The 23,288-nt window shown below is 69.4% G+C and carries 20 protein-coding genes; 9 read left to right on the forward strand and 11 right to left on the reverse strand.

The annotated features are described in order from the left end of the window. Nucleotides 1-16: 16 nt before the first annotated feature. Genes ACZ7KI_RS18075 through ACZ7KI_RS18085 form a run of 3 tightly spaced genes read right to left on the reverse strand, consistent with a single transcriptional unit; the run spans nt 17 to nt 3,089 of the window. Entirely contained in the window at nt 17-835 is an 819-nt protein-coding gene (locus tag ACZ7KI_RS18075) for a carbohydrate ABC transporter permease (protein WP_470274253.1), read from the reverse strand. After that, nucleotides 835-1,800 carry a carbohydrate ABC transporter permease gene (locus ACZ7KI_RS18080; RefSeq protein WP_470274254.1) on the reverse strand — a complete coding sequence of 322 codons (966 nt, stop codon included), beginning with the start codon at nt 1,798-1,800 and terminating at the stop codon, nt 835-837. The genes ACZ7KI_RS18075 and ACZ7KI_RS18080 overlap by 1 nt, the downstream gene beginning before the upstream one ends. Beyond that, nucleotides 1,797-3,089 carry an ABC transporter substrate-binding protein gene (locus tag ACZ7KI_RS18085; protein ID WP_470274255.1) on the reverse strand — a complete coding sequence of 431 codons (1,293 nt, stop codon included), beginning with the start codon at nt 3,087-3,089 and terminating at the stop codon, nt 1,797-1,799. The genes ACZ7KI_RS18080 and ACZ7KI_RS18085 overlap by 4 nt, the downstream gene beginning before the upstream one ends. Nucleotides 3,090-3,222: 133 nt before the next feature. Between ACZ7KI_RS18085 and ACZ7KI_RS18090 the strand changes: the two genes are divergently transcribed. From ACZ7KI_RS18090 to ACZ7KI_RS18100, 3 genes are read left to right on the forward strand one after another with little or no spacing between them, the layout of a single operon-like run. Then, the gene (locus tag ACZ7KI_RS18090; protein ID WP_470274256.1) at nt 3,223-4,257 is read left to right on the forward strand and encodes a LacI family DNA-binding transcriptional regulator; all 1,035 of its coding nucleotides are present in this window, start codon (nt 3,223-3,225) and stop codon (nt 4,255-4,257) included. Then, nucleotides 4,254-6,548: a beta-xylosidase/alpha-l-arabinosidase gene (locus ACZ7KI_RS18095; RefSeq protein WP_470274257.1), complete on the forward strand. Its 2,295-nt coding sequence runs from the start codon at nt 4,254-4,256 to the stop codon at nt 6,546-6,548. Before ACZ7KI_RS18090 ends, ACZ7KI_RS18095 begins: the two co-directional genes overlap by 4 nt. After that, on the forward strand, nt 6,545-7,801 hold the full coding sequence (locus ACZ7KI_RS18100; protein ID WP_470274258.1) for an SGNH/GDSL hydrolase family protein: 1,257 nt from the start codon (nt 6,545-6,547) through the stop codon (nt 7,799-7,801). The genes ACZ7KI_RS18095 and ACZ7KI_RS18100 overlap by 4 nt, the downstream gene beginning before the upstream one ends. On the opposite strand, the gene rraA is transcribed toward ACZ7KI_RS18100, so the two are convergent. Beyond that, nucleotides 7,791-8,276 carry a ribonuclease E activity regulator RraA gene (rraA, locus tag ACZ7KI_RS18105; protein WP_470274259.1) on the reverse strand — a complete coding sequence of 162 codons (486 nt, stop codon included), beginning with the start codon at nt 8,274-8,276 and terminating at the stop codon, nt 7,791-7,793. The genes ACZ7KI_RS18100 and rraA overlap by 11 nt on opposite strands. 47 nt (nt 8,277-8,323) lie before the next feature. Beyond that, on the reverse strand, nt 8,324-8,923 hold the full coding sequence (locus ACZ7KI_RS18110) for a TetR/AcrR family transcriptional regulator (protein WP_470274260.1): 600 nt from the start codon (nt 8,921-8,923) through the stop codon (nt 8,324-8,326). A 61-nt stretch (nt 8,924-8,984) separates the two neighbouring features. Between ACZ7KI_RS18110 and ACZ7KI_RS18115 the strand changes: the two genes are divergently transcribed. Next, entirely contained in the window at nt 8,985-9,233 is a 249-nt protein-coding gene (locus ACZ7KI_RS18115; RefSeq protein ID WP_470274261.1) for a hypothetical protein, read from the forward strand. A 1-nt stretch (nt 9,234) separates the two neighbouring features. On the opposite strand, the gene ACZ7KI_RS18120 is transcribed toward ACZ7KI_RS18115, so the two are convergent. From ACZ7KI_RS18120 to ACZ7KI_RS18130, 3 genes are read right to left on the reverse strand one after another with little or no spacing between them, the layout of a single operon-like run. Further along, a complete protein-coding gene (locus ACZ7KI_RS18120; RefSeq protein ID WP_470274262.1) occupies nt 9,235-9,771 on the reverse strand; it encodes a hypothetical protein in 537 nt (178 codons plus the stop codon). Between the two features lie 54 nt (nt 9,772-9,825). Beyond that, on the reverse strand, nt 9,826-10,446 hold the full coding sequence (locus ACZ7KI_RS18125) for an NAD(P)-dependent oxidoreductase (RefSeq protein WP_470274263.1): 621 nt from the start codon (nt 10,444-10,446) through the stop codon (nt 9,826-9,828). Next, nucleotides 10,443-11,345, reverse strand: coding sequence for an EamA family transporter (locus ACZ7KI_RS18130; RefSeq protein WP_470274264.1), 903 nt, complete (start codon nt 11,343-11,345; stop codon nt 10,443-10,445). Before ACZ7KI_RS18130 ends, ACZ7KI_RS18125 begins: the two co-directional genes overlap by 4 nt. A 79-nt stretch (nt 11,346-11,424) precedes the next feature. Here ACZ7KI_RS18130 and ACZ7KI_RS18135 point away from each other — a divergent pair, with 79 nt between their 5' ends. Continuing rightward, on the forward strand, nt 11,425-12,309 hold the full coding sequence (locus ACZ7KI_RS18135) for a LysR family transcriptional regulator (RefSeq protein ID WP_470274265.1): 885 nt from the start codon (nt 11,425-11,427) through the stop codon (nt 12,307-12,309). Nucleotides 12,310-12,474: 165 nt separating this feature from the next. On the opposite strand, the gene ACZ7KI_RS18140 is transcribed toward ACZ7KI_RS18135, so the two are convergent. Together ACZ7KI_RS18140 and ACZ7KI_RS18145 are read right to left on the reverse strand one after the other, a co-directional pair. Then, the gene (locus ACZ7KI_RS18140; RefSeq protein ID WP_470274266.1) at nt 12,475-13,329 is read right to left on the reverse strand and encodes an NAD(P)-dependent oxidoreductase; all 855 of its coding nucleotides are present in this window, start codon (nt 13,327-13,329) and stop codon (nt 12,475-12,477) included. A gap of 10 nt (nt 13,330-13,339) precedes the next feature. After that, entirely contained in the window at nt 13,340-14,215 is an 876-nt protein-coding gene (locus ACZ7KI_RS18145; protein WP_470274267.1) for an NAD(P)-dependent oxidoreductase, read from the reverse strand. A gap of 93 nt (nt 14,216-14,308) precedes the next feature. Here ACZ7KI_RS18145 and ACZ7KI_RS18150 point away from each other — a divergent pair, with 93 nt between their 5' ends. From ACZ7KI_RS18150 to ACZ7KI_RS18165, 4 genes are all read left to right on the forward strand, one after another. Then, on the forward strand, nt 14,309-17,497 hold the full coding sequence (locus ACZ7KI_RS18150; RefSeq protein ID WP_470274268.1) for an AfsR/SARP family transcriptional regulator: 3,189 nt from the start codon (nt 14,309-14,311) through the stop codon (nt 17,495-17,497). Between the two features lie 148 nt (nt 17,498-17,645). Then, nucleotides 17,646-20,219 carry an ABC transporter permease gene (locus ACZ7KI_RS18155; RefSeq protein ID WP_470274292.1) on the forward strand — a complete coding sequence of 858 codons (2,574 nt, stop codon included), beginning with the start codon at nt 17,646-17,648 and terminating at the stop codon, nt 20,217-20,219. Continuing rightward, nucleotides 20,212-20,904 carry an ABC transporter ATP-binding protein gene (locus tag ACZ7KI_RS18160; protein ID WP_470274269.1) on the forward strand — a complete coding sequence of 231 codons (693 nt, stop codon included), beginning with the start codon at nt 20,212-20,214 and terminating at the stop codon, nt 20,902-20,904. Before ACZ7KI_RS18155 ends, ACZ7KI_RS18160 begins: the two co-directional genes overlap by 8 nt. Next, on the forward strand, nt 20,901-21,566 hold the full coding sequence (locus ACZ7KI_RS18165) for an ABC transporter ATP-binding protein (RefSeq protein ID WP_465506852.1): 666 nt from the start codon (nt 20,901-20,903) through the stop codon (nt 21,564-21,566). Before ACZ7KI_RS18160 ends, ACZ7KI_RS18165 begins: the two co-directional genes overlap by 4 nt. Nucleotides 21,567-21,594: 28 nt before the next feature. Here ACZ7KI_RS18165 and ACZ7KI_RS18170 read toward each other — a convergent pair whose 3' ends face one another. Further along, the gene (locus ACZ7KI_RS18170; RefSeq protein WP_470274270.1) at nt 21,595-23,238 is read right to left on the reverse strand and encodes a tannase/feruloyl esterase family alpha/beta hydrolase; all 1,644 of its coding nucleotides are present in this window, start codon (nt 23,236-23,238) and stop codon (nt 21,595-21,597) included. Nucleotides 23,239-23,288 lie beyond the last annotated feature (50 nt).

Consider the following 23,288-nt stretch of genomic DNA (forward strand, 5'->3'; position numbering starts at 1 on the left):
GGAAACTAGTGGGAAACTAGCCCTTCACGGATCCGGTCAGTCCGCCGACGATGCGGCGTTCGGCGAGCACGAAGAACGCGAGCGCGGGGATCATCGACAGCGCGGTGAACGCGAGCACGCGTGCGGTGTCTTGCGAGTACTGGGATTGGAACGTCGCCACCCCGAGCGGCAGCGTGAAGTTCGCGGAATCGTTGAACACCAGCAACGGCAGCAGGTAGAAGTTCCAGCTGGTCACGAAGGCGAGGACGGCGACGGTGGTGAGCGCGGGCGCGGACAGCGGCAGCAGGATCCGCCAGAAGAAGCCGAGCCTGCTCGCTCCGTCGAGTACGGCGGCGTCCTCGATCTCGCCGGGGATCGCCCGCATGAACGGCCGCAGGATCACGATGGTGACCGGCAGCGAGAACGCGGCTTCGGGGATCGCTACGCCCCAGAAACTCTCCAGCATCCCCAGCTGACGCAGCCACAGGTACAGCGGCAGGGTCGCCACCCCGAGCGGGAACAGCAGGCCGAGGGTGAACAGCGTGTAGAAACCCTCGCGGCCCTTGAAGTCGTACCGCGACAGCGCGTACCCCGCCATCGACCCCAGCACGACGGTCAACGTCGTCGCGATGACCGCGATCAGCGCGCTGTTGCCCAGGAACGTCCAGAACGCCGACGAGCCGAGGATCGCCGCGTAGTTGTCCCAGACCCACGGCCCCGGCAAGCCGGCGGGCGAGGCGTTGATCTGCGCGGTGGTGCGAAACCCGCCCAGCACCACGAAAAGCAGCGGCACCACGGTGGTCCCGAGGACGGCGATCGCGGCGACGTATCCGATCGGCGTCCCGGCGCGGCGCATCAGCCCACCATCCTGGTCAGCGCGCCGTCGGTGTCGCGGCGCAGGGCGAAACGCTGGTACAGCAGCGCGAAGACGAAACAGACCACGAACAGGATCACCGCGACGGCACTGCCGAACCCGAACTCGTACCGTTTGAACCCGTGGTCGACCAGATAGGTCGCCATGGTCGCCGACGCGTTCGCCGGTCCGCCGAGGGTCATGATCCATACCAGGTCGAACAGCTGCAGCGAACCGATCACCGACAGGAACACCCAGATCCGGATGGTCGGCCCGAGCAGCGGCAGCACCACGTGCCGGGTGGTCTGCCAGGCCGACGCGCCGTCGAGCGCGGCGGCTTCCCGCAGTTCGGCGGGCACGCCCTGGAGCCCGGCCAGCAGCAGGATGATGCCGAAGCCGATGTACTTCCAGGTGATCACCGCGAACAGGGTGTAGAGGACGATCCCCGGGTCGGCGAGCCAGTGCTGGACCAGCCCGCCGAGGCCGATTCCGCGCAACATCTGGTCCACGAAGCCGTCCGGCTGCAGCATCAGCAGCCAGATGACCGCGGTGATCGCCTCCGACAGCACGTACGGCGCGAACACGAGGGCGCGGAGAACGGCGCGGCCGCGTAGTTTGCGGTTGAGCAGCAACGCGAGCCCGATGGACAAGGGCAGCTGGACCACCAGGGACAGTCCCGCGATGATCAGGTTGTGCCCGATCGCGCCCTGGAACACCGACCCGGACAGGGCGTCGGTGTAGTTGTCGAGACCGACGAAGTCGTCGAGCGGACCGAAACCGTTCCACTCGTAGAGGCTGTAGAACGCCGCGATCCCGATCGGGACCAGCACGAACCCGACGAACAGCACCAGCGCGGGCCCGAGCAGGAACGCCAGTTCCAGCTTCTTGCGCAGGCCTGGTCGTCGCGTCCGGACCGCGGGTGCGGGCGGCCGCGCCGCCGCCCGCACCCGCGTGTCCGTCGCCGTCACTTGTCGCCCGCCGCGGCCTTGTTCACCGCTTCGACGATGCCTTCCGGGGTGCCCTGTCCGGCGAAGAAGTCCGCGACGGCGTCGTTGAGCGCGGCTCCCACCGCGGTCGGGAACGCCTTGTCGAAGTACATCTGCAGGTACGGCGCCTTCTGCCCGTAGTCGAAGACGGTCTTCAGCGACTCGGTCTTGAGGGACTTGGCCGCCGACGCGGTCATCGGCAGTCCGGCGCCCTTCGCCGCGAGCTGGTTCTGCACCGGCTCACTGCCGAGGTACTGCAGGAAGTCCGCGCAGGCCTTGGCCGCGCGGGTGGTGCAGGAGAAACCGTCGCCGCCGCCGAGCACCGCGGCGGGATCACCGGCTCCGCCCGGTACCGACGGGAACGGGAACCAGCCCACCTTCGAGTCGAGGTCCTTGTCCTCGGTGAGCGAGGACATCGTGCCGGGCTCCCAGTCGCCCTGCAGTTCCATCGCCGCCTTGCCGTTGGCCACCAGCCCCGCCGAACTGCCGGCGCCCTGCTGGGCGGGGGTGCCGGTGAACCCGGGCTGGAACGGCTGGGTGGCCAGGAACGCCTGGAGGTCGCGTCCGGCCTTGGTCCAGCACGGATCCTCGAGTTTCACCGCCTTGACCGACTGTTTCAGCGTGTCGGCCGAGCAGGCCCGCAGCGCGAAGTAGTTCCAGTAGAAGGCGTCCGGCCAGCGGTCCTTGCCGCCGACCGCGATCGGCGTGATGCCCGCCTGCTTGAGCTTGGCGACGGCGGCGTTGAACTCGTCCATTGTGGACGGCGGAGTGGTGACCCCGGCTTGCGCGAAAAGGTCCTTGCGGTACCAAAAACCGACGAAGTGCTGCTCCCACGGAACTCCGTACTGCTTGCCGTCGACCTGCCAGCTCTCGGCGAGTTTGCCCACCGAACCGAGCCAGCCCTTCGCCGCGTCGGTCAGGTCCGCGACCTTGCCCGAGGTGGCCTGCGAGGCCAGTTCGCCGCCGCCCCAGGACTGGTAGACGTCCGGTGGCTCGTTCGACTGCAGTGCGAGCGGGACCTTGGTGGTGAACTCCTCGTTCTGCAGCGGCTGTCCCTTGATCGTCACTTCGGGATGCGCCTTCTGGTAGTCGGCGACGACCTGGGCCCAGATCGTTTTGATCGGGTCGGTGGTGCCGTTGTGCCACCAGGTGAGGGTGACCGGCCCGCTGGGCTCGGCCGCGGTCTCGGTGCCCCCAGAGCAGCCGGCGAGCGCGAGCGGGACGGCTGCCGCGAGCGCGGCGGCGGCGAGGATTCGGCGGTTCGAAAACATGGTGAGTCCACTCCTGACGACTTCGGCCGAGTAGGACGGGGCGTGACTGCGCCCGGACTGGCGATGAGTTTGCGCGCCTCGAATTCCTATGTCAATCGTTGTCGATAACGTTTTACATGGCTAGTCTGAGCGCATGCAGCCCAGTTCGAGGGTCACGATCCGTGACGTCGCGGCTCGTGCCGGCGTCTCCGTGGCCACGGTGTCCAAAGTGATCAACGACCGCTACGGCGTCGCCGCCGCGACCCTGGCCAAGGTCCGTGCGGTGATCGACGAACTCGGCTACGAGGCGAGCCTGGTCGCCCAAAGCCTGCGCAACCACAAGACGAACGTGATCGGGATCCTGGTCGCCGACCTCGAACCGTTCTCCACCGAATTGCTCAAGGGCGCGGCGGACGCCATCCGGGGCACCGGCTACGAACTGGTCGTGTACTCGGCGGGCGGCCGCACCGGTGATCTTTCGGGCTGGGAAAAGCGTTACCTGTCAAGGCTTTCCGGTACGCTGGTCGACGGCGCGGTACTGGTCACGCCGGTGGCCTCGCTGGAGGCCGTCCCCGGTACCCCGGTGGTCGCCGTCGATCCGCACACCGGGCCCTCCACGGTGCCCACCATCGATTCCGACAACCTGCGCGGCGCGCAGCTGGCGACGCAGCATCTGCTGGATCTCGGCCACCGACGGATCGGTTTCCTCGCCGGACGGCCGGATCTCGAATCGGCCGAACTGCGCAAGACCGGGTACCTGCGGGCGCTCACCGCGGCGGGTGTGCCGATCGACGAGGACCTGATCAGGCTCGGGGCCTACGATCCGGAGGTCTCCGCCCGGTCCGCGCACGAACTGCTGACCAGCGAAGATCGGCCGACGGCGGTGTTCGCCGCCAACGACATCTCGGCGATCGCGACCGTCGGGGCCGCCGCGGAACTCGGCTTGTCCGTACCGGACGACCTGTCGGTGGTCGGCTTCGACAACGTCCCCGAGTCCGCGCTGTGCAGCCCGCCACTGACCACAGTGGACCAGCCCATCCGCGAGATGGGCCACCGCGCCATCACCCTGTTGATCTCGCTGATCAGCGGGGAACCAGAGGAACAAACCCACATCACTCTCTCCACCGGTCTCGTGGTGCGCCGTTCGACGCGTGCCCTCGACACTCAGACGAAGGGCGGACGGCCTTGACCACGCAGCCCAGCGCGTCACCCCGGCCATGGCACGACACGACCGCGGATCCCGCGGACCGGGTCCGTGCACTGCTGGACCGGATGACCTTGCGGGAGAAGCTCGCTCAGCTCTACGGCGTCTGGGTCGGCATCGACTCCGGCGGCGAGATGGCCCCGCACCAGCACGACTTCGCCGAGGCGGCGCTGGACTGGGACGGCCTCGTGCAGCACGGTATCGGTCAGCTGACCAGGGTGTACGGCACCCGGCCGGTCGATCCGGTGATCGGCGCGCGCAGCCTGGCCCGCACCCAGCGCGAGATCGTTTCGAGCAGCCGGTTCGGCATCCCGGCGCTGGTCCACGAGGAGACGCTCACCGGTGTCGCCGCCTGGCAGGCCACGATCTACCCGTCACCGCTGTGCTGGGGAGCGAGTTTCGACCCGGATCTCGTGTATCGGATGGGGGCACGGATCGGCGAAACGATGCGCCGTCTGGGTGCCCACCAAGGGCTCGCACCGGTCCTCGACGTGGCACGTGACCTGCGCTGGGGACGTGTCGAGGAGACCATCGGCGAGGATCCGCATCTGGTCGGCACGATCGGCGCCGCTTATGTGGCCGGGCTCGAATCCGCCGGAGTGATCGCGACGCTCAAGCATTTCGTCGGCTACTCGGCTTCGCGCGCCGGTCGCAACCTCGCGCCGGTGTCGGTCGGGCCGAGGGAACTGGCCGACGTGCTGCTGCCGCCGTTCGAGATGGCGCTGCGCGCGGGCGCCCGGTCGGTGATGAACGCCTACATCGACAACGACGGCGTCCCTTCCGCCGCGGACACCGCCTTGCTCACCGATCTGCTGCGCGACACCTACGGATTCGCGGGAACCGTGGTCGCGGACTACTTCTCCGTCTCGTTCCTGTACAAGCTGCACGGTGTAGCGGCCGATCGCGGCGATGCCGCCCGGCAGGCGCTGGACGCCGGGATCGACGTGGAACTGCCCACTGTGGACTGCTACGGCGAGCCACTGCTCGCCGCGGTGGAGCGGGGCGCGGTCGACGCCGCCGTCGTCGACCGCGCCCTGGAGCGGGTCCTGCTGCAGAAGTGCGAACTCGGCCTGCTGGACGAGGACTGGGCGCCGGAGGTCCCGGAGGAGATCGACCTCGACGATCCAGAATCCCGCGCGCTGGCGAGGGAGATCGCCGAACGTTCGATCGTGCTGCTGCGGAACGACGGCATCCTTCCCGTCGCACCCGGCCGCCGGATCGCGGTGGTCGGCCCACGGGCCCACGAGCCCGGCGCGATGCTCGGCTGCTACTCGTTCCCGATGCACGTCGGCGTGCACCATCCGGAGGTCCCGTTCGGGGTACCGGTTCCGACCGTGCTCGACGCGCTCGGCGAGGACCACGAAGTCACCTACGCCCTCGGCTGCCCGGTGCTCGGCGGCGAGGACGAGGACATCGCGGCCGCCGTCGCAGCGGCCAAGGAGGCGGAAATCTGCGTCGCGGTGCTGGGCGATCGCGCGGGCCTGTTCGGCGGCGGCACCTCGGGTGAGGGGTGCGACGCTTCGGACCTCAAACTGCCTGGACGACAGGAAGAACTGCTCGAAGCCCTTCTCGCGACCGGGACACCGGTGGTCTTGCTGCTCCTTTGTGGACGGCCGTACGAGCTTTCGCGGCAGGCCGATCGCCTCGCCGCGATCGTGTGCGGCTTCTACCCCGGCGAAGAGGGCGCGGTCGCGCTGGCGGATGTCCTCAGTGGACGGATCAATCCGTCCGGCAGGCTCCCGGTCGGGTTTCCCGGCGAGGAGGCGTCCCAGCCGTCGACCTACCTCACGGCGCCGCTCGGGCTGCGCAGTGAGGTCAGCACGGTCGACCCGACCCCGTTGTTCCCGTTCGGGCACGGGCTTTCCTACGCCGACGTCAGCTGGGACGACGTCACCGTGTCGGATCCGTCGTGGCCGACGGACGGCAGCTGCCGGGTCCGGGTGACCCTGAGCAACGAATCCGGCAGGCCCACGACCGAAGTCGTCCAGATCTACCTGCATGACCCGGTGGCGGAGGTGGCTCGTCCGGTCCAGCAGCTGATCGCGGCGAAGCGGGTCGATCTGGCCCCTGGCGTGACCGAGGTCGTCGAGATCGGGCTACACGCCGATCTGACGTCCTACACCGGACGTGCGGGCAAGCGGATCGTCGAACCCGGCGACGTCGAGCTGCGGGTCGGGACGTCGAGTGCGCGGATCGTCGAGGCCATCCCCTGCACGTTGACCGGTCCGCGCCGCGAGGTCGGCTTCGACCGGGTCCTGTCACCGGATTTCGCATGAGACGCAACTGGCTCGTCAGCCTGCTCGCGGTACTGGCGGTGGTGACCGCCAGTGCTCCCGCGTCCGGTCAGCAGTCCACTCAGCAGTCCATTGGTGCCGCGCGGCACTGGGTGCACACCTGGACCGCGATGCCGCAGCTCACCGAACCCGGCAACATGCCGCCCGCGGAGTTCGTCCGGGACGGTGTCGTGCTGCCGGACACGACCCTTCGGCAGACCGTGCGCTTTTCGGTGGGCGGTGACCGGATCCGGTTGCGCTTCTCCAACGTCTTCGGGGGTGCGCCGCTGCCGATCACCTCGGTGTCGGTCGCCGCACCGCTCGGTGGAAAGGCTGGTGCCGCGGGGATCGAACCGGGCACAGCGCGGCCGGTGACCTTCCGGGGCAAGCCCGGTGCCGTCGTCCCGGCCGGCGCCTTGGTCGTCTCCGATCCGCTGGACTTCTCCGTCCGCGCTCAGGAGAACGTGACGGTGACGACCTACTTCGCCCGAGGGCAGGCATCGACGGCGATCACCTCGCATCCCGGCTCTCGCACGACGTCGCATCTGCTTGCGGGCGATCACGTGTCGGACGCGGTGCTGCCCGGCGCGACGCCGGTCGATCATTGGTACTTCCTCAGCGGCGCCGAGGTGTTCGGTCCGAAGAGGACGGAGGCGGCGGCCATCGTCGGCGACTCGCTGACCGACGGGCGCGGGTCGACCACCAACGGCAACGACCGGTGGCCGGATCGGCTGGGGTTGCCCGGGGTCGCCGTGCTGAACCAGGCAGCCGGTGGCAATCGGGTGCTCGCGGACGGCCTCGGCCCGAATCTGCTGTCGCGCCTGGACCGGGATGTCCTGGCACAGAGCGGGGTTTCGTGGCTGGTGGTGTTCGAGGGTGTCAACGACATCGGCACCGCGGCCGCGACCCCGGAAGCGCAACGGCAGGTCGCCGCCGATCTGATCGACGCCTACGACCAGATCGTGGTCCGGGCGCAAGCGCACGGGATCCGCGTCTACGGCGCGACTTTGACGCCGTTCGGCGGCAACACCGGTTACGACGCCCCGGCTCGCGAAGCCACGCGGCAGACGGTCAACACCTGGATCCGCACGAGCGGCCGGTTCGAGGCGGTACTGGATTTCGACCGGGTCGCCCGGGATCCGCAGGTTCCGTCCCGGCTGCTGCCCGCCTATGACGTCGGCGACCACCTGCATCTGAGCCCGGCCGGATACCGGGCGCTGGCGGACAGCGTTCCGGCGAGCCTGTTCAGGCGGTGATCGCGGGGAGGATCACGACGCCGTCGTCGTCGGAGTAGAGCGTGTCGCCGGGGGTGAAGGTCACTCCCCCGAAGCCGACCGGGACGTCGACGGCGCCGGCGCCCGCCTTGGAACTCTTGCGGGGGTTGGTGCCGAGGGCCTTCACTCCGAGCGGGAGTTCGGCCAGTTCGGCGCTGTCGCGGACCGCGCCGTTGACGATCACGCCCGCCCAGCCGTTGTCGACGGCGGACTTCGCGATCATGTCGCCGGTGAGCGCGCTGTGCAGGGAACCGCCGCCGTCGACAACCAGGACGCAGCCCTCGCCAGGGGTGGCCAGCAGCTTCTTGACCAGGCCGTTGTCCTCGTGGCAGGAGATCGTCCGGATCGGGCCGGAGAACTTCCGGTGCCCGCCGAACTGGCGGAACTGGGTGTCGCAGACGCGCAGCCGGTCGCCGTGCTCGTCGACGAGGTCGGCGGTGGTGAAGGAATCGATCACGGCGCCTGAGTGTAGGTGTATCCGGCCGTCCTGCGCCGTGTGCGCGGTCACGTGGACGGCGGCGGGAACACCGTGTCCAGCACGTGGCTGAGGATGGCGGCGGGGTCGGCCGCCGGAGCGACGGTCTGGCGCAGGGCGAGACCGATGCCCAGGGCGCCCAGCATGACGACCGCCTGGTGCAGCGGCATCGCGGGTTCGAGGCGCAGACGTTTAGAATGCTCCTCGAGCAGGGCGACGACCTCGTCGTCGTGACGCCGTTGGATGGCGGCGATCATGGTGGCGTTCTCGGGTTGCTGCGCCGTCGCGGCGAGCACCTCCGCGGCCGCCGCGCTCCATTTGGCCGCGTCCTTGTCCGCGACGTCGACCGGCGCCAGCGCAGCGATCACCTCGTCGCGGGTGGTGGCCTTGGCGAGGGCATCCCGCAGTCCTTGGAGATGGGTTTCGGCGTTGGCTTCGATGATCGCCAGCCACAACCCTTCCTTGCCGCCGAAATGTTTGTAGACGGCGCCGCGGGTGTAGCCGGCGTCGGCCGCGATCTCCTCGACTGTCGCCGCCAGGAAACCACGGCGCAGGAACACCTGTCGTCCGGCGTCCAACAGGTGTTCGTGGGTGCGTCGCTGCTGCTCGGCCCGGGTCAGCCTGGTCATCGTCCACCAATTCAGTAACACTACGTTTCTAGAAACATGATGTTACTGTAGCGTGGGAGCCATGGAGCTCTTGGCCCCCTTGGCCGCGTTTCTCAGCCTGCCGCTCTTCCTGGCCGGATTCGCGTGGTACGCCGCACGTGCCCGCCGGGCAGGGGTCAGTCAGTCCTTGCTGGCGCCGATCGAGGAGATCTGGGACCCGATCGCGCACAAGACCAACATCGAGATCCAGATCGAGGCCGAACGGAGTCCCGAGACGCCCTCACCCGGCGACCCGCCGAAGCTGCGGTGGCGAGACGGTCGCGGCGGCTGAGTCACGCGGCGACCAGCTGTGCCCGCGCGTTGACGATCAGCTCGGCGACTCGCTGGGCGTCGGCGATCTGGTAGAACTCCGGAACCGGGGGTACCCACGCGCCACGGAGTTCGTTCTCGCGGGACCGCCAACGGCTCCAGCTGCTTCCGAACAGGATCGTGCCGACGCCACTCTCATCGGCACGCACTCGAGGTTCCGACGGGAGCCAGTTGAGCCCGATCCACCGGTACTCCGAGCCGTTCGGCCAGTTCACGGCGAAGATGATCCTCTGATTCGTGACCACGTACGTCATGGCCCGTGCCCGGGAACGCCGGTCGACCAGTCGCTGGTATCCCACGGAAAAGAACGCGGCCAGCAGTCCGGTGTACATCGGCACCATCGCGGAGTTTTTGAAGAGGACCAGCTGCAAGACGACGGCCAGGGGGAAGAGCAGGACCAGCAACACCAGGCCCGTGTGCTCATGAAACCACTTCTGCCGCCGCTGGGACGAACCGTTCCACAACACGTGTTCGTTTTCTCGCAATGGATACTGCTGCATCGAATCTCCCCAAGTCGTCACGGAGAGCACGCTCGATGCCGCGGTCAGGTTGCCTCAGTAGCCGACAGTAAAGTGTCTTTCGTTTCGCGGCTGCTCCAGCTCGTCCACGACGGCGATCGCGAGGTCTTCGGCGGAGATCCGGGACGAGCCGTCGGCCGCGGTCAGAATCGTGGTCGTCCCCCGGCGATAGGAACCGGTCCGGCTCCCGGGTTCGAGTATCGCGGGCGGACTGAGGTACACCCAGTCCCCCGCGTGCGCCTCGCATGCCTGCAGCTGAGCAGTGCTGGCCGAGGCGATGGTCCGCCACTCCGGCGGCACGTAGGCAGGGTCGTCGATGACAAGTCCGCCGGCGGGCGAGCGCAGCGGTCCGGCGCCGCCGACGACCAGCACGCGGGTGCCCGCCGCGGCGTCGAGCAGGGCTGTAATGGTCGCGGCGACGGTGTCTTCCGCGCCGGGAGCGGGTCTTGTCGCGCTCACGATGGCGTCGACGCCGGCGAAGACGCCGCTCATGCGGTCGATGTCGGTGGCGTCGCCGCGCACGACCTCGACGCCCGGGTGGGGAAATTCGGGTGGGGTACCGCGGAACACGGCCGTGACGTGGTGACCGCGAGCGACGGCCTCGGCGACGACGCGGGAACCCACCATGCCCGACGCTCCGACGACGGCGATCTTCATCGGACGACACCTTCCCGCTTGGTCTTCGGGGTGATCTGGCCTGCGACGATCGACGCCAGCGCGAGAGCGAAGCCGACGAGCTGGACGGGGCCGAGCGACTGGCCCAGCAGCGCGGCGCCGAGTACCGCGGCGACCATCGGCGAGAGCAGGCCCAGGACGGCGACCGAGGTGACCGGCAGCGAGGTGATGCCCCGGAACCACAGGACGTAGGCGAGCAGGCCGCCGATCAGGCCGAGCCAGAGGTAACCGAGTCCCGCGTTCAGGTCGATGGCGGGCGGCGCGCCTTCGATCAGGAAGGTCACCGGCACCAGGAACAGTCCGCCAGCGGTGAGCTGCCACGCGGCGAACGCCGTCGGGCCGACGTCCGACGGGCGTCCCCACCGTTTGGTGAGCGTGACGCCGAGCGCCATGGTCGCGGCGCCACCGAGTCCGGCGAGGACCCCGACGATGTCGAAGCCCGCCGCGGGGCCGATCACGACCAGTCCGACGCCCACGATCCCGACGATTCCCCAGGCGAACCGCCACGCGGACGGACTCTGCCTCAGAACGGCGACGGCGAGGGCGGCGACGAGGAGCGGCTGAGCCGCGCCGAGGGTGGCGGCGACACCGCCGGGTAGCCGCTCGGCGGCGAGGAACAGCAGAGGGAAGAACATCCCGATGTTGAGGACACCGAGTGCGGCGGCCTTCAGCCACCAGGTGCCGCGCGGCAAGGTGCGCGTGATGGCCAGCGCGATCAAGCCCGCGGGCAGAGCGCGCATGAGACCGGCGAACAGCGGGTGCCCCGGCGGGAGGAGTTCAGTGGTGACCACGTAGGTCGTTCCCCAGACCACGGGAGCGAAGGCGGTCATCGCGGTGCCGGTGAGTCCGGCGGCGAGCGGGGTGGTCGTCAGCGTTTTCACGCTTTTCAGCTTCGTCGCCGAGCATCAATGAGTCCAACACATGTTTGTCACTTGATCCATCGTGATTCAAGATAGATCCATGGAGCTTCAGCAGATGCGCTACGTCGTGGCGGTGGCGGAGACCAACAGCTTCACGCGCGCCGCCGAACGGTGCCTCGTGGTGCAATCGGCGTTGAGCCACCAGATCGCCCGGCTGGAACGGGAGCTCGGCGCGCGGCTGTTCGAGCGCACCAGCCGCCGGGTGCGGCTCACCGCCGCGGGCGAGGCGTTCCTGCCCGCCGCCCGCCAATGCCTCGACGCCGCCGAGCGGGCGGGAGCGGAGGTCGCCGCCGCCGTCGGCGAGGTCCGGGGACGGCTGACCGTCGGCGTCATCCCGACCGTCGCGGCGGTCGACGTGCCTGCCGCGCTGCAGACGTTCCACCGGCGTTATCCGCAGGTCCGGATCGGCCTGCGGGTCGGCGCGAGCGGACACCTGGTGGAGCAGGTCAAGGACAACGCGATCGAGGTCGCTTTCCTCGGCCTCCCGGTGTCGGATCGGCCGGAAGGCGTCGGCACCTGCGAACTGGCCCACGACGAGCTGGTCGCCGTGGTGGCGCCCGGTCATCCTCTCGCGAATGAGTCCGAAGTGGACTTGAACCGGCTTTCGTCGGAAGTGTTCGTGGACTTCCCGACCGGGTCGGCCGGGCGAGCACAGACCGATCAGGCCTTCGCCGCCGCGGGGGTTACCCGGGAGGTCGCCTTCGAGGTGACCGCCGCCGATTTCATGGCGCGGCTCATCCACCAAGGGCTCGGTGTCGCGCTGCTGCCGTCGAACTACGTGCCGAACCTGACCGGTGTGGTGATCGTCCCGGTGACGGACGCGCCCGCGCGGATCGAGCATCTCGTCTGGAACCGGCACACGGTCACTCCCGCGGCGAAGGCGTTTCTGGAGGTGCTGGGTGTCGTGATCGGCTCGCTGCCGTGAAGGTCCCCTTCCCTACCCTCAAGGTAGGTAAGGAGGCCTTCACTACCTTGAGGGTAGGCAGGGGGCGGTCCATGCTTGTCCACAAAGGACGATTACGGAGACTCAACCTGTCTTAGGCACCGACGTGGGCGCCGGTGGAGCCGACCTGCTAAATCAGCCGAAGCGTCAGCCTTCCTTGATGACCTCGTAAAGGCTGGTCCATGAGCTACGTCCATGCCCCGCGGCGATCGCCCGGTCGTAGTGCGACTTGACCGCCTCGGGCAGAACGACGTCGATCCCGGCGTCCCGGCTCGCCTGGACGATGTGGTCGGCGGTCGCGCCCATCATCGTCACGTTGGCCTCGTCACCGGGGTGCTCGCCCTCCTCGACCTGCTTGGCGGCGTCCTCCAGGTAGTAGGCCATCATCGCGAAGTTGTCCTTGGCGTACGGGACGAACTTCTGGACGGGCACCCCGGCCGAGCGGATCAACGCGCTCGCGTGCAGGAACACCGAGAGCGAGGTCAGGAAGATGTCCAGCTGTGCCTGGTAGAACAGCTGGGCCAGCCGGACGTCCTCGCCGAGGAAGTCCGCCCGCCCGATCAGCGCGAGGGTGTCGCGGTGCTTCTCGAACACCTCGGACGGGCCGCTGTAGAAGACGTACGCCTCCTCCTTGCCCACCAACGGGGCGGGCACCATCACGCCACCCGCGATGAACTGCCCGCCGCGGGCCTTGACCCAGTCGGCGGCCTCGCGGGTCTTCTCCGGGGTATCCGAGCTGAGGTTGACGATCACCTTGCCCGTCAACGCATCTTCGGCTTTGCCGAGGATGTCGTACATCGCCGCGTAGTCGGTGAGGCTGAGCAGCACCAGCTCTGACGCCGCCACCGCGTCGGCAGGTGTCTCGGCACGCACGGCACCGGCAGCGACGACGCCGTCCGCGCGGCCGGCGGTGCGGTTCCAGACGGTCACGCCGTGCCCGTTCTCCAGGAGAACCCGGACCATGGCCTGTCCCATCGGGCCGAGCCCGATCAGTGTGATCACTGTTCTTTCCTTACTTCTTCAGTAGTTCGATGACGCCGATCAGGTCTTCGGCGCCGTGTCCGGCCGCGACCCGCTTATCCATCAGCGACTGGAGTGGTGTGAGCAACTCGGCGCTGACGCCCTGTTCCTCGGCGGCCTTCGCCAGGTTCGGGTATGCCCCGGCCTGCATCGCGATGTTCGACACGACATCGGTCACGTAGTCGCCGTCGTCGATCTGTTCGGCCGAGCGCTCAAGGAAGCCGCTCATCGCGTCGATCCAGCCGCGAAGCAGCGGAGCGAATTCCCTCGCTTTCACTCCGGCGGAGCCGACCAGCGCGAAGGCCTGGATGACGCCGACGAAGTAGCCGTACATCCCGCTGAGGAGCGCGATGTCGTGCAGAGGCGCCAGTCCGGGGTCGGCCCCGAGGTAGTTGACGCCGCCGAAGGTGTCGAGCGCGGTACGGGCCTGGCCGAAGACGGAGCCCGAGCCGCTGTAGAAGATGAACGCCGCGGGCGTGCCGATCATCGGCGGGACGGCCATGATCCCGCCGTCCAGGTACTCCGCGCCCAGTTCCGCGGCCCACGCGCTCATCTCGCGCGCCTGGCCTGGGGTGCCGTTGGTCAGGTTGATCAGCTGCCGTCCTTCGAGTCCGGCCGCGACCGGGTCGAGGACCTCGTGCACCGAGTCGTAGTCGAGCAGGCACGCGATCACGATCTTGTTCGCCGCGAGAGCCTCGGAGACGGTCGAAGCGACCGAAGCTCCCTTCGCCGCCACGCCCTCGGCGCGGCCGGGGGTTCGGTTCCACGCGGTGACCGGATGTCCCGCGGCCAGCAGTGCCTCTACGAGCGCGGTTCCCATCGCGCCCAGCCCCAGTACGGTCACCGGGGTCTTTCCGTGTTCGGTCATGGGTCCACCGTGACGCCGCCCGCGCACGGATCGCTGTGGGTTCACGCACGGCCTCGCACGGACTTGTCGGTGGTCCGCGCTAACGTCGGTTTCGTGCGTTTCGGAGTGCTGGGACCACTCGCCGTGTGGACGACCGCGGGCGAGCCCGTCGTCGTGCCCGAGGCCAAGGTCCGCCTGTTGCTCGCCGCGCTGCTGAGCCGCGGCGGCCGGGCGGCGTCGGTCTCGTCGCTGACCGACGATCTGTGGGGCGAGCATCCGCCTGGCAACCCAGGCAACACCTTGCAGACCAAGGTCTCCCAGCTGCGCCGCACCCTCGAACGAGCCGAGCCGGGCGCCCGCGAACTCGTCACCCACCAACCCGCCGGATACGTCCTCGCCCTTGAGGACGGCGACCTGGATGTCCACCGGTTCCGCGTCCTCACCGCCCGCGCCCGCGACACCGTCGATCCTCGCGCCCGTGCCGCGCTGCTGGCGGACGCGCTGGCCTTGTGGCGAGGGCCCGCGTACGCCGGGTTCGAGGACGAACCGTTCGCGGTGGCCGCGGCGCGGCGGCTGGAGGAGGAACGGCTGCTCGCCGAAGAGGATCGAGCCGAAGCCAGGCTCGCGCTCGGCGAACACGGCGTCCTCACCGGGGAACTGACCGGTCTTGTCGCACGGCATCCGCTCCGTGAACGTCTGCGCGGCCTGCTGATGCGCGCGCTGTACGCCGCCGGGCGGCACAGTGAGGCGCTCGAGACCTACGCAGAACTGCGCGCCCGCTTACGTGACGAGTCCGGTCTCGAGCCAGGGCCGGAGCTCGCGGCCCTGCACCAGGCGATCCTCACCCGGAGCCCGGATCTCGAAGACGTCCGGGCCGCCGAGCCGGTGCGCGGGAACCTGCCGGAGCCGCTGACCGAGCTGATCGGCCGGACGACGGCGGTCAAGGAGGTCGGCGCGCTGGTCACCGACACGCGGCTGGTCACCCTCACCGGGCCGGGAGGGGTCGGGAAGACCCGGCTCGCCGTCGAGGCCGCGTCGACGCTCACGATGGCCGACGGTGTCTGGCTGGTCGAGCTGGCCGGTCTGGACAACGTCGAGTGCCCGACGTGCCCGCCGGAAGACCTCGTCGCCGTCGTGCTGACAGCTGTGCTGGATCTCCGCGAGGAAGCCACCTCGGCGAAAACCCTCACGCGGTCGCTGGCCGATGCCTTGCGCGAGAAGGAGATCCTGCTCGTCCTGGACAACTGCGAGCAGGTCGTCGAGCCGGTCGCGGCGCTGGTGGAGCGGCTGCTGGCGGCGGCGCCCCGCCTCCGCGTGCTCGCCACCAGCCAGGAACCCCTGGGGCTCTCTGGCGAAACCGTGTGGGCGGTTCCTCCGCTCGATCTGCCCGAGCAGGCCGATTTCGCCGCGGTCCGGGAATCGAGTGCCGTCCGGCTGTTCGCCGCCCGTGCCGCGGCGGCCGCGCCGGGGTTCGCGCTCGACGCGGAGAACGCCTCGGTGGTCGCCCGGATCTGCCGCACGCTGGACGGGATCCCGCTGGCCTTGGAACTCGCCGCCACCCGGGTCCGGACCCTCGGCGTGCACGAACTCCTCGCCCGCCTCGACGACCGGTTCGGTCTGCTGTCCTCGGGCAGGCGGGGCGGGCCGCGCCGTCAGCAGACGCTGCGCGCGATGATCGACTGGAGCTGGAGCCTGCTGAGCGAGCCCGAGCAGATCGTGCTGCGCAGGCTCGCCGTCCACGCCGAAGGCTGCGGTCTCGATGCCGCCGAGTCCGTCTGTGCTGACGGTGACATCGCCTCCGGTGACGTACTGGACCTGCTGTCCCGGCTCGTCGACCGATCGTTGGTGGTCAGCAGGCCGGGCAGGCGCGGCGAACCGCGGTACCGGTTGCTGGAGTCGGTCTCGGCCTACGCCTTGGAACACGCCAAGGAGGCGGGCGAGCTCGACGATCTGTCCTTGCGCCACGCCCGTTTCCACGTCGAGCTGGCCGAGCGTGGCGACGCAGGATTGCGAGGCAAGGAACAGCGGCGCTGGCTCGACAGGCTCGACGCCGAGGGCGCCAACACCCGGCGCGCGCTGGAAACCCTGCTGCGGCAAGGCGAACACCGGCTCGCGCTGCGGCTGGTGAACGCGATGACGTGGTTCTGGTTCCTCCGGGGACGGCTGACGGAGGCCCGGCGGTCCCTGAACCTGGTGCTCGGCACGGACATCGAGACCGGTGACGAACGCGCGCAGGCGCTGGGCTGGTGCGCCGGCATCGCGATTCTCGACGGCACCTGCACCGAGGGCGCGGCGGAGGAAGCGGTGTGGGGCATCGTCGATCCCGTAGCGCGGGCCCGGACACTGTGGTTCCTCGGCTATGCCTGGTCCACGGTCGGTGATCTGTGCCGGGCGGAGAAGCTCACGCTCGGCGCGCTGGAAACGGCCCGAGAGGTCGGTGACGACTGGAGTGCCGCGGCCGCGCTGAGCGACAGGGCGAGCCACCTGATCGCCGGCGGCGACCTCACCGGCGGAGGCCGGATCGCCGCGCAGAGCACCGGGATCTTCGACGACCTTGGCGAACGCTGGGGCTGGCTGCAGGCGTCGTTCGTCATCGGCATGCTCGCCGCGATCGCCGGGGACTACGACCACGCCGCCCGTGTCCACCGGGAAAGCCTTCGCCGCGCGGAGGAATTGGAGTTGTGGCCGGAGGTCGCCTACAAGCTGTCGTGGCTCGGCCGGACGGCGCTGCTCACCGGCGATTTCGAGGGTGGGAAGGAGTTCCACGAGCGGGCCAGGGCTTTGGCCGTCGAGCACAGCTTCAAGCCCGCAGAGGTCTATGCCGAGACAGGGCTCGCGCTCGGCGCGCGACGTCAGGGGCTGTTCGACGAGGCCGAGCGGCGGCTGCTGTCCATTCTGGACTGGCATCGCCGGGTCGAGTCCGAAGCGGGCAGCACGCTGGTCCTGGCCGAACTCGGGTTCATCGCCGAGCAGCGCGGTGACGCGGTGCGGGCGAAGCGGCTCCAGCTGGACGGGCTGGCGATCGCCCGGCACAGCGAGGATCCGCGCGCGATCGCGCTCGGTTTGGAAGGGCTTGCCGGGGCGGAGGCCGCCGCGGGCGAATACCACCGGGCGGCACGGCTCTTGGGCGCCGCCGCGGTCTCCCGGGAATCGGCGGGTGCTCCCCTGGCGAAGGGCGAACGCGGAGACGTCGACAGGATCACCGGCGTCCTCCTCACAGCCCTCGGAGAAAACGCATTCTCCGCCGAAGTCGCGCTCGGCGCGGAGACCTCGATCGACCGATTGGTGACAGACAGTCAATAGTCCTTTACCCATATCACCGCAATGGCCCAAGGATTTACTTCACGCCCGCAACAAAGGGTGATTTCTTTCTGTTGCCCGGCCTCCGTGACCGGTAGCGTGCCTAACCATGCGGGTGAGGTGGGGGGCTCCCGGCGGGCCCAGAGTGACGATGCCGTGGCGAGCGGCTCCACGGGCGGCATTGACCAGTCCCCTGACGTTGATCATCGCGGCGGTGACCGCCCTGCTCGCGTGTTTCCTGGGTACCGCCGCGGTGCTGCAGGCCTCCGCCGCGGGCAGCGCGGCCGTCACGTACCAGTCCGGGATCGCCTGCCCGGACAGCTACGGCCCGGTCTTCAGCAAGGGAAACGTCCCCGTCGGCGACGCCCCTGAGGTGATCTCCGCCGTCCAGCGTCACGCTCCCGCTCACGGTTTCGGCGCCCCGGTCACTTCGCGATATACGGACGTGGTCCGCGGCACGGAATTCAATGGTGATTCGAACTACAAGGTCACGCTGGGTTATCGGGATCAGGCCGGTTTGGACCAGCTGGATCTGGCAGGCGGGTCGCGCGACGCGGGTCTGTGGCTCGGCACCGTCGTCGCCGGTGCGGAAAAGATCGGCGTCGGCACCACACCGAAGTACCGAGGTGCCGCGCTGCCGCCGGTGACCGGGCTGTACCGCGACCTGCTCGACCCGGCACCCCGCTGGTGGTGTTCACAGCAACGGAACGCCGTGGTGGACCGGCTGGCCAACGACCCGATCGACTCGGTCATGTTCGCCACCGACGCCAAGACCTTCGACGACGCGGTCCGCACGGTGGGCCTGCCGGTGATCAAGACCCTCTACCTGTCGTTCTACGAGGCGCCGCCGAAGACGATCAGCGATGCCGAAGACCTGCTCGAACGGTCCAAGGCGCTGATCGCGGACGTGCGGGCGGATCTGGGTGCCCGCGGTCTCGGTGACGCGATCGTCGGGTCGCTGCCGTTCGAGCGGTCGGTGGTGATCGGCAACCAGGCCGAGTCGAACGTCCTCGTCTCGATCCTGCCGCTGGCGGCGATCAGTGTCCTGGTCGGCTGCGCCGGGATCGGCACGGTCGCACTGCAGTGGCACCAGCGACGGCACGCGCAGCTCAGGCTGCTCTCGGCCCGTGGCAGCGGACCGGCGGCGCTGGGCCTGCTCGCGGTCGCCGAACTCGGGCTGCCGATCCTCGTCGGAGGGGTGGCGGGGGCGGTACTCGCGCGGCTGCTCCTCGGCGTTTACGGGCCACCGGGCGAACCGGACGGCGGAGCGCAGCTGGTCGGTTCCCTTGTCGCGGCGGCGATCCTGCTCGCGTCGCTCGCGCTGCTGGCAGGCGTGATCGCCGTCCGTACGCATCGGGAGTTCGAACTGGGCCGGATCCGGTCCGGACGCCGCAAGGGCGTGAAGCTCCTGGTGGTCTTCCCGTGGGAACTGCTCACCGCCGGGGTCGCGCTGCTGGGCTGGAACCGGCTCGTCGACTACGGGAAGGGGTCCCGGGTCGGCAACCCGCTCCCCCAGGTCGACCCGCTCGCGCTCACCTACCCGGTGTTCGTCGTGCTCACCGTCGGCCTGCTCGCCGCCCGCCTGGCCTGGCTCGCGCTGCACGCCTCGCATCGCGCGCGGCTGTGGTCGCGGCCGGCGCTGCAACTGGCGATCCGGCGGCTCGCCAGTGCCCGCGCCCCGGTCACCGGTGTGCTCGTGATCGGCACGCTGGCCATCGGCACGCTGGCGACCGGGATCGGGATCGCCCGCGGCCAGGAGGAGGCGCTGCACACCAAGTCGGCGATCTTCGTCGGCGCCGAAACCCGGGTGGACACCGAAAGCGTCGTCGGCACCGGCAAGACACCGCTGCCGTCGGAGATCAGCGGCAGCAGCACGGTGGTCGGCGAGCTGACCGGCACGGGCAGTGTGGTCCTGGTCGTGGATCCGCGGACCTTCCGGCAGGGTGCGGCGCTCGGCCCACTCTCCGCCGACGAGGTCGACACCCTCCTGGGTCGGCTGTCGACACCGGGCGCGGGCGTCCCGGCGATCCGGATCGGTGACGACGCCGTGCAGAAAGCGGCGTTGCCCGCCGGGCTCGGCGACGCCAGGACGGTCGGCGAGCTGCCGATGTTCCCGATCATCGGCACCAAGGCCGGATATGTGATCTCGCGGGAATCGCTCAGCCCGGCGCAACTGACCGCGGTGCCGAAGTGGAGCCTGTTGTCCGCCTCGCCGGTGGCGAAGCTGACCGAGGCGCTGACCGCGGCCGGTCTCACGCAGCCCAACCGCATCACCCGCGAATCGGCACTCGACGCGCTCCCGTTCTACGTCGTGTCGTGGACGTTCTCGTTCATGGCGTTGCTCGGCGCCGTGCTCGGGGTGGTGGCGGTGCTGTCGCTGCTGGTCGCGGTCGAGGTCCGCAGACGCCAGAACGCACTGGCCGGGGCGCTGGTCCTGCGGATGGGCATGCGGCCGCGCGCCCTGCTGGCGAGTCATCTGATGGAACTGGGTGCGCTGAGCGGGCTCGCCGTGGTCATCGGTGTCGCCTGCGGGATCTCGGTCGCCGGTCTTTCGGTGCCACGCTTCGATCCGGCGACGTTCCTCGCGCCGAGGTCGGCGCTGCCCAACCCGACCCCGTTCGCACTGACCGTGCTGGCCGTCGGTGTGCTCGTCGTGGCGCTGGCGGGCTGGATCGCGATGCGCTCGGTGCGCACCGCCCGGACCGCGGAGTTGATCCGTGCCTGAGAAACCGATCTTCCGGCTGAGCGGCATCGGCGTCGACTACCCGACGCCGGCGGGCACCGTCACCGGTGTCGACGACGTCACCATCGACATCCCCGCGCGCGGGATCACCGTGCTGGCCGGGCCGTCCGGTTCCGGCAAGTCGACCCTGCTGCGGACGCTCGGCCTGTTCGAACAGCCCGCGCGGGGCACGATCTCCTTCCAGGGAACCGAAACCGGCAAGCTGCGGCACCGCGACCGGCGCGCCCTGCGGAGAAATCACCTCGGCCTGGTGTTCCAGAACCCGACCGACAACCTGCTCGCGTATCTGAGCGTCGCCGACAATCTCCGCGCGGCGGCGGAGTCGGCCGGAACGGAATGCCTGCCGGACGACATCCTCGAACAGCTGGGGCTGGGCGGCACCGGCGGCTGGCGGATCTCGGCGCTGTCGGGCGGGCAGCAGCAGCGGCTCGCGTTCGGCTGCACACTGGCACGGCGCTCAACCGTCGTCCTCGCCGACGAACCGACGTCCCAGCTGGACGAGGGATCGGCGGACCTGGTGCTCGACACGCTGAAATACCTGGCGGATCAGGATTTCGCCGTCATCGTCGCCTCGCACGACGACCGGCTCATCGCACTCGGCAGCCGGGTCGCGCGGATGCACAAGGGCACCCTTCAGGGAGTCGAAGAACCGGAGGTCATGCCGTGACGGTGGAACCCGCCATCGAGGCCGTCGGGTTGCGCCGCCGGTTCCCCCATCCCAGCGGGGACGTCGAAGTCCTGCGCGGGCTCGAACTGAGTGTGGCCGCGGGCGAACTGGTCACCGTCTCCGGCCGGTCCGGTTCCGGCAAGAGCGCGCTGCTGGCGTTGTTGTGCGGCTTCGACTCACCCGATTCCGGCAGCGTCTCGCTGGACGGCGTCCCGATAGCGGGCGCGCCGCCATGGCACACCTGCGCCGTCCTGCCCCAGGCACTCGGCCTCGCGAACGAACTGACGATCGCGGAGAACGTGGCGCTGCCCTTGCGGCTCCGGTCCGACATTCCCAAACCCAGCGCGAAGGACATCCACGCGCGGGTTTCGGAACTGCTCGAGGAACTCGGGATCGGCGAACTCGGCGACCGCTATCCGCTGGAAGTCTCGTTCGGGCAGCAGCAGCGGGTCGCGCTCGCCAGGGCGGTCAGCGGGCGGCCGCGGGTCCTGCTGACCGACGAACCGACGGCGCACCTGGACGCCGGGAGCACGCCGCGGGTGCTGCGGTTGCTGCGGCGCTGTGCCGAGGAGGGTGCCGCGGTCATCGTGGCGACGCACGACGACGACGTGCACCGGATCGCGGACCGGCGGGTGCGGCTGTTGGACGGCGTCCTCTCGTAGGGCCCCTTCATCGCGGTCGAGAACCGCGTCAAGGAGCGACCGGACCCGCTTTCCCGTAGAGATCGTTCCCAGCCCAGTTCACGATGTCCTGCGAAGGCCGCGAGGGCGGGACGGGCACGAAGTTCGCGGCGTCGTCGACGCTTCCGGTGCCGTCGTATTTGGCCTGCAGCGGGTACGGGAACACCGGCCGGGTGCGGAAGACCTTGCCGTCGGCGTCGCGGCCGGTGGCGATGGTCCGGTCCGGTGCCGTGCCGCGTTCGACCCAGGAGACCAGTTCCTTCAGCGGGTCGTACTCGGTGAGCTTGTCGCCGAGCGCGCAGTGGTAGAGGCCGGGCACCATGAACAGGCGCGCCCAGTTCTGCGTCGCGACGAGGCCGCCGTTGGCGCGGGCGAGCCGCTGGTAGTAGTCGACGCTCCCGGCCGCGGGGATCGCCTGGTCCGCCCAGCCGTGCCAGATCACGAGTTTCCCGCCGGAGCGCCGGAACTCGCCGAGGTCGGTCGACATCGCGTTGGAGCGGACGCCTTCCGGGGTCAGCCGGTCGAATTCGCGGGCGGTGAAGGCGAACTTCTCGACCGACGAATGCGGTGTCCCGATCGGGTAGGCCATGTACTTCAGGTAGTTGTCGGCGAGTGCCTGTGCGAAGGGGACGCCGCCGGTTTCCGGCGAAGGGATGATCCAGCCGTACCAGGAGAGTTCGGAGCCGACGGTCTGGCCGCCGGGGTACAGCTTGCGGCCGCGTTCGTCGGTCGGCGGCGCGTAGATCTTCTTGGTGGCCTCGACCTGCGCCGCGGTGAGACAGCCGGCGTTGTCGGTGCCCGGCGGGCAGGCGATGGTGGCCGGGTCGAAGCGGCAGGTCCGCGGGTCGTCGATGGCGCCGTCACCGAGTCCGTCGGACTTGTCGCACGAGGACAGTGCGGCCGCGTGCAGCGCCGGGAGTTTGTCGGCGGTCAGGACCGGTTTGCCGTCGGCGCCGGTGTTCACCTTGGCCAGCCACGTCTGGTAGACGCCGAGGAGCGGGCCCCAGTATCCGGCCGGTGCGCCGGCGATGATGCCGTCGAAGTCGTGCGGATAGCGCTGTGCCAGCAGAAGCGCTTCCCGTCCGCCGTCGGAACAGCCGCTGAAGTAGGACTTCTTCGGCGGGGCGCCGTAGAACGCCGCGATGAGTCGCTTGGACGCCTTCGACACCACATGCGGTGCCCGGAAGGCGAAGTCGTCGCGAGCGGCCTGGTCGTTCTCGGCCCATTTGCCGTCGTCGACCACCGAAGGGGTCTTGCCGACGTGACCGTCGTCGGTGGCGGCGACCGCGACGTCGCCACCGTGCGGGAGGCCGCAGTCGGCGAACGGCGGGGTGTTGACCATGCCGCAGAATCCGCCGCAGCCGAACTGCAGGTAGCGTCCCGCGTAGGTCTTGGTCGGCAACCGTAGCTGGAACCGCACCGCCGGTTCGACGTAGCCGCGGACGTCGCAGTTCTCCGGTTCGGTCGCCGTCGCGGGCACCACGGTCGCGGTCTCCACGTGGGTGACCGCGCCGGGAACGTCGTAGGTCCGCACCAGATCGCCGCAGGTGCGGACCGGGCGGAAAGTCGTTTCACCGGCGGTGGCCGCCGGAGCCGTGAAGATCGAGCCTGCCGTGATGAGCGCTGCCACGCCGAGCATGGACAACCGCCGCATGTCCCACCCCAAGTTTCCCGGATCGGCTTCAGTTGTGTCCTTCACACTGG

The organism is Amycolatopsis sp. NPDC039088 (assembly GCF_055598845.1).

Coding starts and splice junctions, on each gene's coding strand:
- ACZ7KI_RS18075 (WP_470274253.1), bottom strand. CDS start 835: ATGCGCCGCGCCGGGACGCCGATCGGATACGTCGCCGCGATCGCCGTC.
- ACZ7KI_RS18085 (WP_470274255.1), bottom strand. CDS start 3,089: ATGTTTTCGAACCGCCGAATCCTCGCCGCCGCCGCGCTCGCGGCAGCC.
- ACZ7KI_RS18090 (WP_470274256.1), top strand. CDS start 3,223: ATGCAGCCCAGTTCGAGGGTCACGATCCGTGACGTCGCGGCTCGTGCC.
- ACZ7KI_RS18100 (WP_470274258.1), top strand. CDS start 6,545: ATGAGACGCAACTGGCTCGTCAGCCTGCTCGCGGTACTGGCGGTGGTG.
- ACZ7KI_RS18110 (WP_470274260.1), bottom strand. CDS start 8,923: ATGACCAGGCTGACCCGGGCCGAGCAGCAGCGACGCACCCACGAACAC.
- ACZ7KI_RS18115 (WP_470274261.1), top strand. CDS start 8,985: ATGGAGCTCTTGGCCCCCTTGGCCGCGTTTCTCAGCCTGCCGCTCTTC.
- ACZ7KI_RS18120 (WP_470274262.1), bottom strand. CDS start 9,771: ATGCAGCAGTATCCATTGCGAGAAAACGAACACGTGTTGTGGAACGGT.
- ACZ7KI_RS18125 (WP_470274263.1), bottom strand. CDS start 10,446: ATGAAGATCGCCGTCGTCGGAGCGTCGGGCATGGTGGGTTCCCGCGTC.
- ACZ7KI_RS18135 (WP_470274265.1), top strand. CDS start 11,425: ATGGAGCTTCAGCAGATGCGCTACGTCGTGGCGGTGGCGGAGACCAAC.
- ACZ7KI_RS18145 (WP_470274267.1), bottom strand. CDS start 14,215: ATGACCGAACACGGAAAGACCCCGGTGACCGTACTGGGGCTGGGCGCG.
- ACZ7KI_RS18155 (WP_470274292.1), top strand. CDS start 17,646: ATGCCGTGGCGAGCGGCTCCACGGGCGGCATTGACCAGTCCCCTGACG.
- ACZ7KI_RS18170 (WP_470274270.1), bottom strand. CDS start 23,238: ATGCGGCGGTTGTCCATGCTCGGCGTGGCAGCGCTCATCACGGCAGGC.